The sequence below is a fragment of the Leisingera sp. F5 genome (genome assembly GCF_001593695.1).
In genome coordinates this window covers 117,931-132,546 of record NZ_LUKH01000001.1, presented here as the reverse complement: position 1 = coordinate 132,546, position 14,616 = coordinate 117,931, and the positions used below count along the sequence as shown (strand labels likewise).

The 14,616-nt window shown below is 60.5% G+C and carries 16 protein-coding genes and 1 tRNA gene; 15 read left to right on the top strand and 2 right to left on the bottom strand.

Features of this window, described 5'->3' with window-relative positions; genetic code table 11:
* Nucleotides 1-45 precede the first annotated feature (45 nt).
* Genes betC through A2I95_RS00590 form a run of 4 tightly spaced genes read left to right on the top strand, consistent with a single transcriptional unit; the run spans nt 46 to nt 4,067 of the window.
* A complete protein-coding gene (gene betC, locus A2I95_RS00605; RefSeq protein WP_291726650.1) occupies nt 46-1,593 on the top strand; it encodes a choline-sulfatase in 1,548 nt (515 codons plus the stop codon).
* A complete protein-coding gene (locus A2I95_RS00600) occupies nt 1,583-2,377 on the top strand; it encodes an SDR family oxidoreductase (protein ID WP_291726648.1) in 795 nt (264 codons plus the stop codon). Before betC ends, A2I95_RS00600 begins: the two co-directional genes overlap by 11 nt.
* Nucleotides 2,378-2,388: 11 nt before the next feature.
* The gene (locus tag A2I95_RS00595; RefSeq protein ID WP_291726645.1) at nt 2,389-3,141 is read left to right on the top strand and encodes an SDR family NAD(P)-dependent oxidoreductase; all 753 of its coding nucleotides are present in this window, start codon (nt 2,389-2,391) and stop codon (nt 3,139-3,141) included.
* A complete protein-coding gene (locus tag A2I95_RS00590; RefSeq protein ID WP_291726643.1) occupies nt 3,141-4,067 on the top strand; it encodes a 3-hydroxyacyl-CoA dehydrogenase NAD-binding domain-containing protein in 927 nt (308 codons plus the stop codon). The genes A2I95_RS00595 and A2I95_RS00590 overlap by 1 nt, the downstream gene beginning before the upstream one ends.
* A gap of 439 nt (nt 4,068-4,506) precedes the next feature.
* Here A2I95_RS00590 and A2I95_RS00585 read toward each other — a convergent pair.
* Nucleotides 4,507-4,596, bottom strand: a tRNA-Ser gene (locus tag A2I95_RS00585).
* 122 nt (nt 4,597-4,718) lie between these two features.
* On the opposite strand from A2I95_RS00585, the gene A2I95_RS00580 reads away from it, so the two are divergent.
* The 7 genes from A2I95_RS00580 (at nt 4,719) to A2I95_RS00550 (ending at nt 11,021) form a co-directional block, all read left to right on the top strand.
* A complete protein-coding gene (locus A2I95_RS00580) occupies nt 4,719-5,570 on the top strand; it encodes a DUF2059 domain-containing protein (protein ID WP_291726642.1) in 852 nt (283 codons plus the stop codon).
* A 204-nt stretch (nt 5,571-5,774) separates the two neighbouring features.
* On the top strand, nt 5,775-6,329 hold the full coding sequence (gene rplU, locus A2I95_RS00575; RefSeq protein ID WP_291726641.1) for a 50S ribosomal protein L21: 555 nt from the start codon (nt 5,775-5,777) through the stop codon (nt 6,327-6,329).
* A gap of 11 nt (nt 6,330-6,340) precedes the next feature.
* Nucleotides 6,341-6,610, top strand: coding sequence for a 50S ribosomal protein L27 (rpmA, locus tag A2I95_RS00570; protein WP_027258993.1), 270 nt, complete (start codon nt 6,341-6,343; stop codon nt 6,608-6,610).
* Between the two features lie 282 nt (nt 6,611-6,892).
* The gene (locus tag A2I95_RS00565; protein WP_291726640.1) at nt 6,893-7,429 is read left to right on the top strand and encodes a GNAT family N-acetyltransferase; all 537 of its coding nucleotides are present in this window, start codon (nt 6,893-6,895) and stop codon (nt 7,427-7,429) included.
* 121 nt (nt 7,430-7,550) lie between these two features.
* Nucleotides 7,551-8,585, top strand: coding sequence for a GTPase ObgE (obgE, locus tag A2I95_RS00560; protein WP_291726639.1), 1,035 nt, complete (start codon nt 7,551-7,553; stop codon nt 8,583-8,585).
* Entirely contained in the window at nt 8,573-9,679 is a 1,107-nt protein-coding gene (gene proB, locus A2I95_RS00555) for a glutamate 5-kinase (protein WP_291726638.1), read from the top strand. Before obgE ends, proB begins: the two co-directional genes overlap by 13 nt.
* A gap of 76 nt (nt 9,680-9,755) precedes the next feature.
* Nucleotides 9,756-11,021 carry a glutamate-5-semialdehyde dehydrogenase gene (locus A2I95_RS00550; protein WP_291726637.1) on the top strand — a complete coding sequence of 422 codons (1,266 nt, stop codon included), beginning with the start codon at nt 9,756-9,758 and terminating at the stop codon, nt 11,019-11,021.
* A gap of 63 nt (nt 11,022-11,084) precedes the next feature.
* On the opposite strand, the gene A2I95_RS00545 is transcribed toward A2I95_RS00550, so the two are convergent.
* A complete protein-coding gene (locus A2I95_RS00545) occupies nt 11,085-11,681 on the bottom strand; it encodes a histidine phosphotransferase family protein (RefSeq protein WP_291726636.1) in 597 nt (198 codons plus the stop codon).
* A gap of 34 nt (nt 11,682-11,715) precedes the next feature.
* Between A2I95_RS00545 and A2I95_RS00540 the strand changes: the two genes are divergently transcribed.
* The 4 genes from A2I95_RS00540 to rpsB all read left to right on the top strand — a co-directional run bounded on the left by A2I95_RS00540 (nt 11,716) and on the right by rpsB (nt 14,562).
* Nucleotides 11,716-11,898 carry a DUF3553 domain-containing protein gene (locus A2I95_RS00540; RefSeq protein ID WP_291726635.1) on the top strand — a complete coding sequence of 61 codons (183 nt, stop codon included), beginning with the start codon at nt 11,716-11,718 and terminating at the stop codon, nt 11,896-11,898.
* A gap of 107 nt (nt 11,899-12,005) precedes the next feature.
* Nucleotides 12,006-12,767 carry a GNAT family N-acyltransferase gene (locus tag A2I95_RS00535; protein ID WP_291726634.1) on the top strand — a complete coding sequence of 254 codons (762 nt, stop codon included), beginning with the start codon at nt 12,006-12,008 and terminating at the stop codon, nt 12,765-12,767.
* Nucleotides 12,764-13,594 carry a 1-acyl-sn-glycerol-3-phosphate acyltransferase gene (locus A2I95_RS00530; protein ID WP_291726633.1) on the top strand — a complete coding sequence of 277 codons (831 nt, stop codon included), beginning with the start codon at nt 12,764-12,766 and terminating at the stop codon, nt 13,592-13,594. Before A2I95_RS00535 ends, A2I95_RS00530 begins: the two co-directional genes overlap by 4 nt.
* 191 nt (nt 13,595-13,785) lie before the next feature.
* Complete coding sequence (gene rpsB, locus A2I95_RS00525) at nt 13,786-14,562, top strand: 30S ribosomal protein S2 (RefSeq protein WP_259992121.1); 777 nt, start codon at nt 13,786-13,788, stop codon at nt 14,560-14,562.
* Nucleotides 14,563-14,616: the final 54 nt, after the last annotated feature.

The window sequence follows — 14,616 nt, the reverse complement described above, 5'->3', positions numbered from 1 at the left end:
ACGGGGGCGGTGATCACAAATTATCTGCTGAACAGGGAGGGTAAAGTGTCCGGACGTCCAAACATCGTCATCATCATGGCAGATCAATTGGCGCCGCAGTATTGCGGCGCCTATGGTCATGCCGTTGCCAAGACACCGCATCTGGATGCGCTGGCAGCCCGAGGGATGCGGTTTGACGCGGCCTATTGCAACTCGCCGCTTTGCGCGCCTTCGCGGTTTGCTTTCATGTCGGGTCAGCTGATCAGCCGCATCGCCGCCTATGACAATGCTTCAGAGTTCCGCGCCTCAGTACCGACATTTGCGCACTACCTCAGAGGGCTGGGCTACCTTACCTGCCTGTCGGGCAAGATGCACTTTGTCGGTCCGGATCAGAAACATGGTTTCGAGGACCGTGTCACCACTGATATTTACCCCTCAGATTTTGCCTGGACCCCCGATTGGGAAGCCCATGATGAGCGGATCGACAAATGGTACCACAATATGCAGACCGTAAAGGAAAGCGGTGTTGCGATTGCCACTTTACAGACCGACTATGACGATGAGGTGGGATTTGCAGCGCGGCGCTGGCTGATAGACCGGGGCAGGGACCGCGCCCAGGGACGCGAGGCACCTTTTGCGATGGTGGCCAGCTTTATCCACCCCCATGACCCCTATGTCGCCAAGCCGGAATGGTGGGATCTCTATTCCGGCGAAGATATTGAGATGCCCGGGTTTGTTCTGCCCGCCGAGGAGCAGGATCCGTTCTCGCGCCGGGTTATGGACGGGATCGAGGCCAGCCATGTGCCGCTTAGCGACGAGGAGGTCCGCCGGGCACGGCGCGCCTATTTGGCCAATGTCAGCTACTTCGACAGCAAGATCGGTGAGATCGTCAAAACGCTGAAAGACATTGGTGAACTGGACAACACGATCGTAATCGTCACCGCGGATCACGGCGACATGCTGGGCGAGCGCGGCCTGTGGTACAAGATGAACTTCTTTGAGCATTCCGCTCGGGTTCCCTTGATCATGGCCGGCCCGGATGTGGCGCACGGCACAGCATCAAACGCCTGTTCTCTGGTGGATATCCTGCCAACGCTGGTCGAAATTGGCGGTGGTGGCAGTGCAACCTTCGGAGAGCCTGTTGACGGGCGCAGCCTGATGCCGCTGGCCAAAGGAAAAGCCGATCCTCTGGATGAAGCGATTGGTGAATATTGCGCCGAAATGACACCCTGTCCGGTGTTCATGATCCGGCGCGGGGCCTTGAAATACATCCACTGCGACTTTGATCCGGCGCAGCTCTTTGATCTGGAAAAAGACCCGTTGGAAAAGGTGAATCGCGCCCGTGATCCAGCCTATGCCGGACAGGCAAAGGCCTTCGCTGCCGAGGTAGCAGAGCGCTGGAACGGCGAGGAACTGCGCCGCGATGTCATTGCTGCACAGAAATCCCGCCGCGCGCTGCATGCTGCGATGGCGGCGGGGGCAGGTGAGACCTGGGATTACAACCCGCCTTCCGATGCCGGCCAGCAATATGTTCGCAACCACATGGATTGGACCGTGGCAGCAGGACGCTATCGGTTTCCCCCGGTTTCAAAGGATGGCAGAGATGAAGCTTGAAGGAAAAATTGCGCTGGTCACGGGCGGGCGCGGCGGCATTGGCCGCGCCATTGTGGCGCGGTTCCTGCGCGAGGGCGCTGTGGTTTACGCGGCCGACCTCAGTCCGCAGGGCTCTTTGGCAGAACATGACGAGGACGGCAGCCGTTTTGTACAGATGAACGTAGCAGATGAAGCTGCTGTGCAGGCCGCGATGGCACAAGTCCGGACCGCGTGCGGCAAGCTGGACATTCTGGTCAATGCCGCTGGCATCGAGATCGAAAAAACCATTGAGGAAACCTCGCTTGAGGAATGGAACCAAAGTTTCGCGGTGAACTGCACGGGCACATTCCTGACCTCCAAACATGCACTGCCCTTGATGCGCCAAGCAGCCAAATCCGGCACCAGCGCCAGCATCATCAATTTTGGCAGCTATGACGGGTTCATCGCCGATCCCGGTCTGGCGGCCTATTGCGCCACTAAAGGGGCGGTGCACGCGCTGACCCGGGCAATGGCCTGCGACCACGGGCCCGAGGGCATCCGTGTCAATGCGATCTGTCCCGGCTATATCGACACGCCAATGCTCCAAAGTTTCTTTGCCGGCGAAGGGTCCGGCGGCGGCGGCGGCAATATCGAAACCCTGCAACAGGCGGTGCGCGACGTGCATCCGATGCGCACCTATGGCACACCGGATGACATTGCAAATCTGGTCAACTGGCTGGCCTCGGACGAGGCGCGCTATGCCAGCGGTCAGCTCTGGGTTCTGGATGGCGGCCTGTCCGCGCAGGTTCAGCAGATGAGACACTGAGGAGATAGACCATGGCAAAACAGGAAACTGCAATCGTCACCGGCGGCAGCCGCGGCATAGGCCGGGCCATCGTCGAACGCTTGATAGCGGACGGCGCCAATGTGGTGACCTGCGGGCGCGGCCCGCGCCCGGACGATTTGCCCGAATCTGTGGTCTGGGTGCAGGCTGACGTCTCGCTGACCGGCGACGCTGCCCGCCTTATCAAAGCTGCAAACGATGCTTTCGGGCGGGTCAATCTGCTGGTCAACAGTGCAGGTGTTCAGGTCGAAAAGACCGTGGCCGACAGCGACGACGACGATTGGAACCTGGTGATGAACGTCAATTGCAAAGGCGTGTTCAACATGTGCCGTGCGGCCCTGTTGGATATGGCGGTACATGGCGGCAACATCATCAATATCGGCTCGATCTCGGGCATGGCCGCGGACCCGTCCATGGCTCTTTACAATGCGTCCAAGGCTTTTGTGCATGGGCTGACCCGTTCAATCGCCGTTGACCACGGACCAAAGGTGCGCTGCAATGCTATCCGCCCCGGCTGGATCATGACGGAAATGGCCGGGGATGCCTTTGCCTTGGCAACGGATCCGGAAAAGGCCATGACCGATGCGCTGGCGCGTCATCCGGCTGGGCGGCTCGGGGAGCCAGCCGACATTGCCAACATGGTTGCCTGGCTGGCGTCGGACCAGTCTGCCTATGTGACCGGCGAATGTTTCACTGTCGACGGCGGCATGACTGCTGCGTCACCACTTAATCCGGGATTGTTCTGATGGAATTTGCACATACTGCGTCTCTTGGCGGCGGCGTTATCGGCGCCAGCTGGACCGCGTTGTTTCTGGCATCAGGACGGTCCGTGGCCGTATATGATCCCGCCCCAACCGCAGAAAAACAGGTGCGCGGCTACATCGAGACGGCCTGGCCGGCGATGGCTGAACTGGGATTGACGGCAAACGGCGATCCCGATGCGGTCACCTTCCACGCCTCTGCACCGGAAGCCGTCCGGGGTGCTGCGTTCATTCAGGAAAGTGTTCCGGAACGGCTGCCTGTTAAACACGCCCTGTTTGGCGAGATCGAACGGGAAATGGACAAGGATGCAATACTTGCCAGCTCGGCCTCTGGCCTGACCTTGGGACAGATGCAAAGCGGCTGGAAAGACCCGTCACGGATAATCCTGGGCCACCCTTTCAACCCGCCGCACCTTATCCCCTTGGTCGAGGTGATGGGCAACGACAGGACTGCAGATGGGATCGTGGAGGCCGCTGAGCGTTTCTATGAAAGCACCGGCAAAACAACCATCCGCGTTAACAAGGAAATCGCTGGTCATGTTGCCAACCGCCTGCAAGCCGCAGTCTGGCGCGAGGCGATCAGCCTGGTGATGCAGGGCGTTGCCTCGGTTGAAGACGTCGACAAGGCAATGTGGGCCGGACCGGGCCTGAGATGGGCGGCGATGGGGCCAACCATGCTGTTCAATCTTGGCGCCGGAGAGGGCGGCCTGGCAGCATTCTGCGATCACTTCGCCGAAACGTTCAACGGCTGGTGGGATGATCTGGGGCAGGTGCACCTGAATGAAGACGTGGCGCAAACCCTGATCACGGGCGTGCAGGACGAAGCACAGGGTCAAACCCCGGCCGAGCTTTCAGCCAAACGGGATGCCCTGATCACCGCCATGCAGAAGGCCACCGCCGGACTGCGTTAACGCTATTGGATGTTGAAGAAAGCCTCTGAACCGGTCCCTTGCTGTCATCGGCGTAAGGCATGGACGTACAGCCGGTGAAGGAATTTTCGGCGTTTTCGCAATCGACGATCATAAAAGGACTCAAGGCCAAATTGGCAGAGGTCAACGCGCTAAGAAGGATTGGACTGACGTCAACAGGCGCGTAGTTTAACCAGCGTTGCCAAAGCGGATATGCCAATGGATCAGGCTGCTTTTCCGCATTGGGCCAAACCGGCATATTTGGAAAATGCGGGTTGGGAAACGCAGGATGCTTGGAAAAAGAGAAAAACTCTTTGGTTCTGTCTAGAACCAGCTTCATCTGTGGTTTGACGGAATGTGTATAGAATTGTGAGCCGCCGCAGAGCGCTGCACAAGGCACGTCGCGCCGCCGTTCGGGAGCAGTCGTGATCAAGGTAAATAATGGCGGAGAGACAGGGATTCGAACCCTGGGAACCCGTGAAGGCTCAACGGTTTTCGAGACCGCCCCGTTCGACCACTCCGGCACCTCTCCGCGGGGGTCTGGTGGGGCAGCGTTTAAGGTTGATTCCGGGTGCGCGCAAGCGGGAAATGCGGCTTTGATAAAAAAAGCCGGTCTGCCGTTGCCAGCCAAAGGTTTTTGCCTAAATTTGCTTTATGCAGATGACCCTCAAAACCCCCGCTGTGCTCTTGCGTTTCCTGATCCTGCTGTGTTTCGCCGTAGCGGGAATGCCGCAGACCGGCCTGGCCGCAGACCGGGACCGGGTTGAGGCGTTTCTGGAAGTGACCGGTTTTGACGTCGCGCTCGACAGCATTGCCTTGTCTGCCTCCAGCGCACCGGACATGCTGGGGCTGGATGCAGGCGCCTTTGGCAGCCAATGGACCGAACTGTCCGAAGATGTTTTTGATACCGCTGCAATGCGCGGCCTGGCGCTGGAGATCCTCGAAAGCACGCTGGACGACGAAACCCTGGATCATGCGGCAGCTTTTTATGCCAGCGATCTGGGGCAGCGCCTGGTGCGGGCGGAAAACGCCTCGCATAAGGTCGAAGATGACGCGGTGAAGCAATTGGCGGGCAACCGCATCGTTTCAGACCTGGTCAAAGCCGGCAGCACACGGGTCGCAATGTACCAGCGGATGGGAACCGCAATTGATGCCGCTGGCGCCGGCGTGAAGGCGCTGCAGCAGATCCAGTTCCGCTTCCTTATGGCCGCCGCGGCTGCCGGGGTGATCAAGCTGGAGCTGGACGCCGATGGCTTGCGCGCCCTGATGAAGGCGCAGGAAGGCGAGCTGCGCCTTAGCCTGCAGGCTTCCAGCCTTGCGGCCTCGGCCTATACCTATCAGGAATTCAGCGATGCCGAGGTCGAGGCCTATGTCATGGCCCTGGAAGAGGCGCCGATGCAGCGGGTTTATGAGCTGCTGAACGCTGTGCAGTATGAGATCACCGCCAACCGTTTTGAAGAACTTGCGCACCGGATGGCAGAGCTGACACCCGGTCAGGATATCTGAACCTGCACAGGCTGATGGCGCAGGTTGCGGAAAACAGTTGACACCTTTGGAGTTCCGAACCATAAGCCCGCATCCCGGCCCGGAATCCGTGCGCCGGGGTTTATTTGTAATACGCCCATGACACGGGCGCGCTGTTCGAGGCGGCATTTGCCGAAAACGCCCGCAAGGGGGCCGTAGGACGCGGGTAGAAAAGGAAAGACGCACATGTTTGCGGTCCTCAAGACCGGCGGCAAGCAGTACAAGGTTCAGGCGGGCGACATTCTCCGCGTTGAAAAACTTGCTGCAGACGCTGGCGACACCATCCAGTTCGACGAAATCCTGATGCTGGGCGGCGACGCGCCTGTTGTGGGTGCTCCGCTGGTCGACGGCGCTGCCGTCAAGGCGGAAGTGATCGACCAGATCAAAGGCGAAAAGCTGATCAACTTCGTCAAGCGCCGCCGGAAGCACTCCTCCAAGCGCACCAAAGGCCACCGTCAGAAGCTGACCCTGGTCCGGATCACCGAGATCCTGGCATCGGGCGCAACTAAGGCTGCTCCGAAAGCCGCTGCCAAAGCTGCACCTGCCGCTGAAGCCGCCGGTTCGGACGACCTGACTCAGCTGACCGGTGTTGGCCCTGCCGCCGCCAAGAAGCTGAACGAAGCCGGCCTGACCAGCTTTGCCCAGATCGCAGCCTTGTCCGAAGACGGTATTGCTGCTATCGAAGCGGTCAAAGTGAAACCCGAGTGGGTTGAACAGGCCAAAGAGCTGGCTAAAGGCTAAGGAGAGAGAGAATGGCACATAAAAAAGCTGGCGGTTCCTCACGTAACGGCCGCGACTCCGCGGGCCGCCGTCTTGGCGTGAAACTCTTCGGTGGCCAGGCAGCCATCGCAGGCAACATCATCGTGCGTCAGCGCGGCACCAAGTTCTGGCCGGGCGAAAACGTAGGCATTGGCAAGGATCACACTCTGTTTGCCACCGCCGAAGGTGCAGTCACCTTCCGCAAGGGCCTGAAAAACCGCACCTTTGTATCGGTTCTCCCAGTGGCGGAGGCCGCTGAGTAAGCCGACCCGAAGGGTAAAGAAATCTTTAGGGGGACCGGCTATAAGGCCGGTCCCCTTTTCTGTTTTCCGGATGCGAGTGAAAATGATTTTTCCAAGACTGACCAAGGGCGTGGTTTCTGTTGAAAATCACAGTGGCGCTCACGCCCGGCCAACAGGAAATTTTGCGCAATTTGAACAGCCAATGCCTTGCCGCCGGGGCAGGGCATGCACATCTGAGGCTGGCCGCCGTAACAACAAAGGCAGTTACAGCCAGAAAAACTTTGGCAGAGGAGGAGCACATCCATGAACTTGGAACAGATTGTGTGCCAGCAGGTAATCGAAACGGACCGCTTTATTCTGCGGCCCTTGCGAAAATCCGATGCCGGCCTGATTGAACACTACGTCAGCGATGCGCGCGTTGCCCGCATGACCCGTTCGGTGCCCCATCCGCTGCCGCCCGGCGCCGCCGGGGCTTTTGTGGCCCGTGCCATGGCCGAAGAACGCGACGAGGATGTCTGGGTGATCGATGGCACTGCCGAAGGCGACGCCGAGTTGAAAGGCGTGATCGGCCTCAAGCGGATGGACCGCAACCAGTCAGAAGTGTCCTATTGGACGGCGCCGCCGTTTTGGAATACCGGACTTGCCTCTGCTGCGGTGAAGGCCTTGGTGGATGCAAATCCGCAAAGCAACGCAGCGATGTTTGCCTCGGTGTTTCAGGACAACCCGGCGTCTGCGCGGGTATTGATTCATTGTGGCTTTGATTATCTCGGTGACGCCGAAAGCTATTCGGTGGCCCGCGATGCCTCCGTCCCAACCTGGACTTACAGCCGAAAACTGTGATTGGCGCGGCGCGCGCTTTGCGGTAAGGCAAACGAAACATTCCCGCCAAAACCTTGGGGCTCTGGCGGGACACTTGTACTGCGCGGGCGGGCACGCGATCCCGCCGCATTAAGGAGCTGTCATGAAATTCCTCGATCTGACAAAGGTCTATATCCGCTCGGGCGCCGGCGGGAACGGCTGTGTCAGCTTCCGCCGCGAAAAGTATATCGAATACGGCGGGCCGGACGGGGGCGATGGCGGCAAGGGCGGTTCGGTCTGGGCCGAGGTGACCGACGGGCTGAATACGCTGATTGATTTCCGCTATCAGCAGCATTTCTTCGCCAAAAACGGCCAGTCCGGCATGGGCCGCCAGCGTACCGGCAAGGATGGCGACGACATTATTCTGCGTGTCCCCGTGGGGACAGAGATCATGGATGAGGATCAGGAAACCGTTCTGGCGGATCTGACCGTGGTCGGCGAGCGTGTTTTGCTGGCCAAGGGCGGCAACGGCGGCTTTGGCAACCTGCATTTCAAGTCAGCAACCAACCAGGCGCCGCGCCGGGCAAACCCAGGTCAGGAAGGCGTGGAGCGCACCATCTGGCTGCGCCTCAAGCTGATTGCCGACGCAGGCCTGCTCGGCCTGCCCAACGCGGGCAAGTCCACCTTCCTGTCGGCGACCTCCAACGCGCGCCCCAAGATCGCGGATTACCCCTTTACCACGCTGCACCCGAACCTGGGCGTGGTTGGCATCGACAACACCGAATTTGTGGTGGCTGACATCCCCGGCCTGATCGAAGGCGCCCATGAAGGCAAGGGGATCGGCGACCGCTTCCTGGGCCATGTGGAGCGCTGTGCAGTGCTGCTGCATCTGGTGGACGGCACCTCCGACACCGTGGTCGAGGACTACAAGACCATCATCGGTGAGCTTGAAGCTTATGGCGGTGTTCTGGCCACCAAAACCCGGATCACCGCGCTGAACAAGGTGGATGCGATCGACCCGGAGGAACGCGACGAAAAACGCGCCGCATTGGAGGCCGCAGCAGGCGGTCCGGTCATGATGATGTCAGGCGTCAGCCGCGAAGGGCTGAACGAGGTGCTCCGCGCGGTACGGGCAGAAATCGACGATGACCGCGTCCGCATGAAACCCGCCGAGGAGGAAGCGCCTTGGCAGCCCTGAAGTCGGCAAAACGGATTGTCGTCAAGATCGGCTCGGCGCTGCTGGTGGACCGCAGCACGGGCGAGCTGCGCGCAGGCTGGCTGCATTCCCTGGCCAATGACGTTGCTTGGCTGAAGGCCGGCGGCACCGATGTGGTGCTGGTCTCTTCCGGCTCCATCGCTCTGGGCCGGGGCGTTCTGGGCCTGCCGCGCGCGGACCTGCCGCTGGAACAATCGCAGGCCGCGGCGGCGGTTGGCCAGATCCGTCTGGCCCGCGCTTATGAAGAAGCCCTTGCGCCGCACCGGATCACCACCGCGCAGGTGCTGGTGACACTGGAAGACAGCGAAAACCGCCGCCGCTACCTGAATTCGCGCGCCACCCTGGAAACGCTTCTGGGGATGGGCGCGGTGCCGATCGTCAACGAGAACGACACCATCGCCACGGACGAGATCCGCTATGGCGACAATGACCGGCTGGCTGCCCAAGTGGCCGTGACGGTTGGCGCTGACGCCTTGATCCTGCTGTCCGATGTTGACGGGTTCTACAGTGCCAATCCCGCGCTGGACCCAGATGCCAAACGTTATGACCGGATTGACGAGATCACACCTGAGATCGAGGCGATGGCCGGTGATGGCGTCTCAGGTCTGTCGAAGGGCGGAATGATCACCAAATTGCTGGCCGCCAAGATGGCGACCGCGGCTGGCTGCGCCATGGCGATCACTGAAGGTTCACCTTTGAACCCTTTGAAAACACTGGAAGATGGCGCGCCTTGCACCTGGTTCACCGGACAAGGCGATCCGCAGGCCGCACGCAAGCGCTGGATCAGCGCGATGAAAACGCGCGGTGTTCTCACAATCGATGAAGGTGCTGCACGCGCGCTGATGTCCGGGAAAAGCCTGCTGCCCGCAGGCGTCCGTCATGTGGAGGGTGACTTTGGCCGCGGCGATCCGCTGGCCATCCTTAGCCCAGACGGGCGTAAACTGGGGCAGGGGCTGTCACGCTATACAGCGGACGAGGCCCGTGCCATCCAGGGGCGTCAATCGCAGGAGATCGAGGCGACGCTGGGCTATCCCGGCCGCGCCGCGCTGATCCACCGCGATGATATGGCGCTTTGAGCAGATCATCTGATAGTTTATTCCAGCCGGCAGGCACCCGATGTGCCAAACAGGGACCGGCAAGGGCGCGAGACACATGAAAGACAATGAAAACATCCCCGCCGTGATGGCGGAGCTTGGCAAACGTGCAAAGCAAGCGGCGCAAATCCTGGCGACAGCCAGTGCTGAGCGCAAACATGCGGCCTTGATCGGCGCTGCCGAGGCGGTTTGGAGCCGCCGGGCAGAGATCATCGCGGAGAACGCCAAGGACCTGGAGTTCGGCCGGAACAAAGGCCTGTCCGACGCGATGATGGACCGGCTGATGCTGGACGAACCCCGCATCCAGGGCATCGTTGACGGCCTGCGCGCGGTGGCAGAACAGCGCGATCCGGTTGGCGAGGTCATGGAAGAGTGGGAACAGCCCACAGGCTTGAATATCCAGCGCGTCCGCACTCCGCTGGGGGTGATCGGCGTGATCTATGAAAGCCGCCCGAATGTGACTGCGGATGCCGGCGCGCTGTGCCTGAAGTCTGGCAATGCCGTCATTCTGCGCGGCGGCTCGGAGAGTTTTCACTCCAGCCAGGCGATCCATGCCTGCCTGGCCGAAGGCCTGAAATCCGCCGGTCTGCCGGAAGACGCCGTGCAGCTGGTGCCGACCCGCGACCGGGCCGCGGTGCAGCAGCTGCTGACCATGACAGACTATGTCGACGTCATCGTGCCCCGCGGCGGCAAGGGTCTGGTGGGGCTGGTCCAGCGCGAGGCGCGGGTGCCGGTCTTTGCCCATCTCGAGGGCATCGTGCACATCTACCTCGACAAAGCCGCCGACCCGCAAAAAGCGCTGGACGTGGTGCTGAACGCCAAGACCCGGCGCACCGGGATCTGCGGCGCTGCGGAATGCCTGCTGGTGCATCAGGACATCGCGCCGACCCTGGGCAAGGCGGTGCTGGACAGCCTGTCTGCTGCCGGTGTGGAAATCCGCGCCGAAGCGGGCCTGCCGGGGCCGGAGGGCATGGCGGCGGCCACAGCCGAGGATTGGGGCAAGGAGTATCTGGATTCCATCATTGCTGCCAAACAGGTCGCCGGCATCGACGAAGCAATCCAGCATATCCGCACCCATCATTCCCAGCACACCGATTGCATCATCACTGAGGATGAAGCCGCAGTTCAGAAATTCTTTGCTGAACTTGACAGCGCCATCCTGATGCACAATGCCTCCACCCAGTTTGCCGACGGCGGAGAATTTGGCATGGGCGCGGAAATCGGCATTGCCACCGGTAAAATGCATGCGCGCGGTCCCGTCGGCGCCACCCAGCTGACCAGCTTCAAGTACCTGGTCCGCGGTGACGGTGCTACCCGGGCCTGAACAGTAACAAATGCAAAACGCCGGGAGAGTTTCCCGGCGTTTCCTTGTAAATCATAGTGCGGATCAGAACTGCAGCGTGATCTTTTCCAGGTTCTGTTCGAGCCGGACGGTGCGCTCTGCTTCCCTGGCGGCTTCGGGCAGCAGCGCAAATTGCACCAGCGCGGGCGTGATCTCGGCAGTCGAATTGCCGCCGCTGATCCGCGCCCACAGCTCGTCATCCACGCTCAGCTTGCGGCCTTCGCCCATCACCGTCCATTTTTCGTCGGCACAGAAAATCTTGACCGTTCCGCCATAGGGCAGGGCGGACTCCAGGCACAGCGCCGCCAGCAGGGCCAGACGCGCCTCGCTGCGGGTGCAGCCCTCCAGCGGCGACCATTGGTATTTGATGCGCCCGCCCTTGCTGATGTCCTCCAGCACCGAGACCACCTCGGCCCGGCCCATCTGCTGGTCGCCGGCAGCGCCAAAGGCAATACGGAAAAAACGGATGCGGGCGTTGGCATTGGCCACACTGTCAGAGATCAGTTCAAGCTCGGGGCCGGACATGCTGCCAGCCATTTCAAGCAGCTCTAATCCGTTGTTGATGGCACCGACGGGGCTGATCAAATCATGGCAGATCCGGGACCCTACCAAAGCAGCCAGATTGGCGTTATCTACACCCATAACTTATATTTCCTCCGAACTGGGCCACCCGCCAATGAATGACCTCAACGCAATTTTAGCCCCCGGCATGTTCGTCCGGCACCCGGATCACCCTGAATGGGGTGTCGGACAGGTGCAGTCGAACGCGGGCGGCAAGATCACCGTGAATTTCCCCGACCAAGGCAAGCTTGTGATTGACGGAGCGCGCGTCTCCCTTATTACCGTCTTTGATCCATAACGGTTTATGAAGAGTTAACGAACCCCATCTAATTCGCCTTAAAAGCTGCGCGTTCTTTGCCTTAATAGAGGGATGCGCTCAAGCCTGATCGACACAAAGGTGACCAAATGCAAGACCGCCCCCCGGAATTTTCCGTCAAAATAGCAGAAACAGACGCAGAGCTGCGCGCCGCACAGGCCCTGCGGTATGACGTTTTTGTGCGGGAGCTTGGCGGCGGCGGCGCGCTGGTGGACCATGATGCGGGGCTGGAGCGGGACAGGTTCGATCCGTTCTTTGATCACATGCTGGTGATCGATGTCGCCAAGGGCAGGGTGGCCGGTGTCTACCGGCTGTTGCGCGATGATCAGGCCGCAAAAGCCGGTCAGTTCTATTCCGAAGACGAATATGATCTGACCGTGCTGAAGACTTCCGGCCGCCGGCTGCTGGAGCTGGGACGCTCGTGCCTGCATGCGGATTACCGCGGCGGCATGGCAATGTTTCACCTTTGGTCCGGGCTGGCGAACTATGTGGAGACCCACGGTATCGAGGTTCTTTTCGGGGTCGCAAGTTTTCACGGCACTGATCCTGCAGCGCTGGCCAATCCTTTGGCGATGCTGCACCACAACCATATGGCGCCGCCCGAACTTCGCGTGCGATCAAAAATGTTTCAATCCATGAACTTGGTAGCCGCAGGTGATCTCAACCGCAAACGTGCGATGGTGGAAACCCCTGCGCTGATCAAAGCGTATCTGCGGCTGGGCGGATACGTCGGCGACGGCGCCTATATCGATCAGGCTTTCAACACCACCGACGTGTGCCTGATCCTGGACACCGCGCAAATGAACGACCGTCAGCGCAGGATTTATGCCGGAGGCAAGGGGCGGGAATGAGCGTCAGCTGGCAAAGTGAAGAGGCGCCGGATCCGGTCCGGATCGGTGTCTTCGGCTGGCTGCTGGTGCTGCTGCGCGGGCTGCCGCTGGCGGTGCTGGTGTTTGGCGGGCTGTTGATTTTGCTGGCCCTGCGGCTGATCGAACGGCCGATATTCGCGCTGCAGCGGCCGGTCACGCCTTTCATCACGCAGTTTGTCTGCCGCAATGCCTTTCGCATTCTCGGGATCAGCTTCAAAACCCGCGGAACGCTGATGCGTCAAAAAGGGGCCGTGGTGGCCAATCACGCCTCCTGGCTGGACATTTTTGCCCTGAATGCGCGAAAGCGGATCTATTTTGTCTCCAAGGCGGAGGTTGCCAAATGGCCGGGTATCGGCTGGCTTGCGCGGGCTACGGGTACGGTTTTCATCGAACGCAATCCCAAGAAGGCCAGGGAGCAGGCAGACGTGTTTGAACAGCGCCTGCTGGCCGGCCACAAGCTGTTGTTTTTCCCCGAAGGCACCTCAACCGATGGATTGCGGGTTTTGCCCTTTAAAACAACGCTCTTTGCTGCGTTCTTTTCGGATCATTTGCGTGAGGATGCGTATATCCAGCCTGTCTCGGTCCGCTACCGCGCGCCCAATGGCGCCCCGGCACGGTTTTATGCCTGGTGGGGAGATATGGATTTCGGGCCGCATCTTCTCAAGATCCTGGCAGCCCGGCGGCAAGGCCAGGTGGAGCTGATTTACCATCAGCCGTTGAAGGTTGCCGCCTTCCCGGACCGCAAAGCCCTGGCCGCCACCGCCGGGAAACTGGTAGAAGACGGCCACCGGCGGGCCTTGGATGGCTGAAAAATGAGGCGGAAACCGGTTTCCTCCTGATCCGCTATTGTCAGCTGACAATTTCTGCTCTATGAGCGCGCCTACGAACCCGCAGGCGGGGTTTGGCCTGATCAGGGGAGACATCCCTGACGGACCGCCGGTTGGAGCATCCGCTCTAGATAACCCCCGCCGAGGATAGAAACCGGAAAGGATATAATAGCATGGCTCTTCCTGAGTTCACCATGCGTCAGCTGCTTGAAGCTGGCGTTCACTTCGGCCACCAGACTCAGCGCTGGAACCCGCGTATGGCACCGTTCATTTACGGTTCGCGCAACGGCATCCACATCATGGACCTGACCCAGACTGTTCCGATGCTGGACCAGGCGCTGCAGGTTGTCCGTGACACCGTTGCCAAGGGCGGCCGCGTCCTGTTCGTCGGCACCAAGCGCCAGGCAGCCGGCCCGATCGCCGAAGCGGCTGAAAAGTCGGCTCAGTACTTCATGAACCACCGCTGGCTCGGCGGCACCCTGACCAACTGGAAAACCGTTTCCCAGTCGATCAACCGCCTGAAGGAAATCGACGAGAAAATGGCGGGCGGCGCCGAAGGCCTGACCAAGAAAGAGCGTCTGGGCATGGAACGCGACCAGGAGAAGCTCGAAGCGTCTCTGGGCGGTATCCGTGACATGGGCGGCGTGCCGGACCTGCTGTTCGTCATCGACGTCAAAAAAGAAGCGCTGGCCATCGCCGAAGCCAAGAAACTGGGCATCCCGGTTGTGGCTATTGTCGACACCAACTGCTCCCCCGATGGCGTGGACTTCATCATCCCCGGCAACGACGACGCATCGCGCGCCATCTCGCTGTACTGCGATCTGGTTGCCCGCGCGGCACTTGACGGCATGTCCGCTCAGCTGGGTGCTGCAGGCGTTGACCTGGGCGCGCTGGAAGAAGCGCCGGCCGAAGAAGCCGTGGCTGAAGAAGCCGCTGCTGCTGACGCCTGATCCGTCCCGTCACGGAACTGACATGCGGGGCAGGGTATCACCTGCCCCAAATCT

Excerpts from the sequence above, each read along its gene's own strand:
- A2I95_RS00530 (WP_291726633.1), top strand. The coding sequence starts at position 12,764 with ATGAGCGTCAGCTGGCAAAGTGAAGAGGCGCCGGATCCGGTCCGGATC.
- A2I95_RS00600 (WP_291726648.1), top strand. The coding sequence starts at position 1,583 with ATGAAGCTTGAAGGAAAAATTGCGCTGGTCACGGGCGGGCGCGGCGGC.
- A2I95_RS00580 (WP_291726642.1), top strand. The coding sequence starts at position 4,719 with ATGCAGATGACCCTCAAAACCCCCGCTGTGCTCTTGCGTTTCCTGATC.
- obgE (WP_291726639.1), top strand. The coding sequence starts at position 7,551 with ATGAAATTCCTCGATCTGACAAAGGTCTATATCCGCTCGGGCGCCGGC.
- rpsB (WP_259992121.1), top strand. The coding sequence starts at position 13,786 with ATGGCTCTTCCTGAGTTCACCATGCGTCAGCTGCTTGAAGCTGGCGTT.
- rplU (WP_291726641.1), top strand. The coding sequence starts at position 5,775 with ATGTTTGCGGTCCTCAAGACCGGCGGCAAGCAGTACAAGGTTCAGGCG.
- A2I95_RS00540 (WP_291726635.1), top strand. The coding sequence starts at position 11,716 with ATGAATGACCTCAACGCAATTTTAGCCCCCGGCATGTTCGTCCGGCAC.
- A2I95_RS00550 (WP_291726637.1), top strand. The coding sequence starts at position 9,756 with ATGAAAGACAATGAAAACATCCCCGCCGTGATGGCGGAGCTTGGCAAA.
- A2I95_RS00595 (WP_291726645.1), top strand. The coding sequence starts at position 2,389 with ATGGCAAAACAGGAAACTGCAATCGTCACCGGCGGCAGCCGCGGCATA.
- A2I95_RS00565 (WP_291726640.1), top strand. The coding sequence starts at position 6,893 with ATGAACTTGGAACAGATTGTGTGCCAGCAGGTAATCGAAACGGACCGC.
- A2I95_RS00535 (WP_291726634.1), top strand. The coding sequence starts at position 12,006 with ATGCAAGACCGCCCCCCGGAATTTTCCGTCAAAATAGCAGAAACAGAC.
- rpmA (WP_027258993.1), top strand. The coding sequence starts at position 6,341 with ATGGCACATAAAAAAGCTGGCGGTTCCTCACGTAACGGCCGCGACTCC.
- A2I95_RS00590 (WP_291726643.1), top strand. The coding sequence starts at position 3,141 with ATGGAATTTGCACATACTGCGTCTCTTGGCGGCGGCGTTATCGGCGCC.
- A2I95_RS00545 (WP_291726636.1), bottom strand. The coding sequence starts at position 11,681 with ATGGGTGTAGATAACGCCAATCTGGCTGCTTTGGTAGGGTCCCGGATC.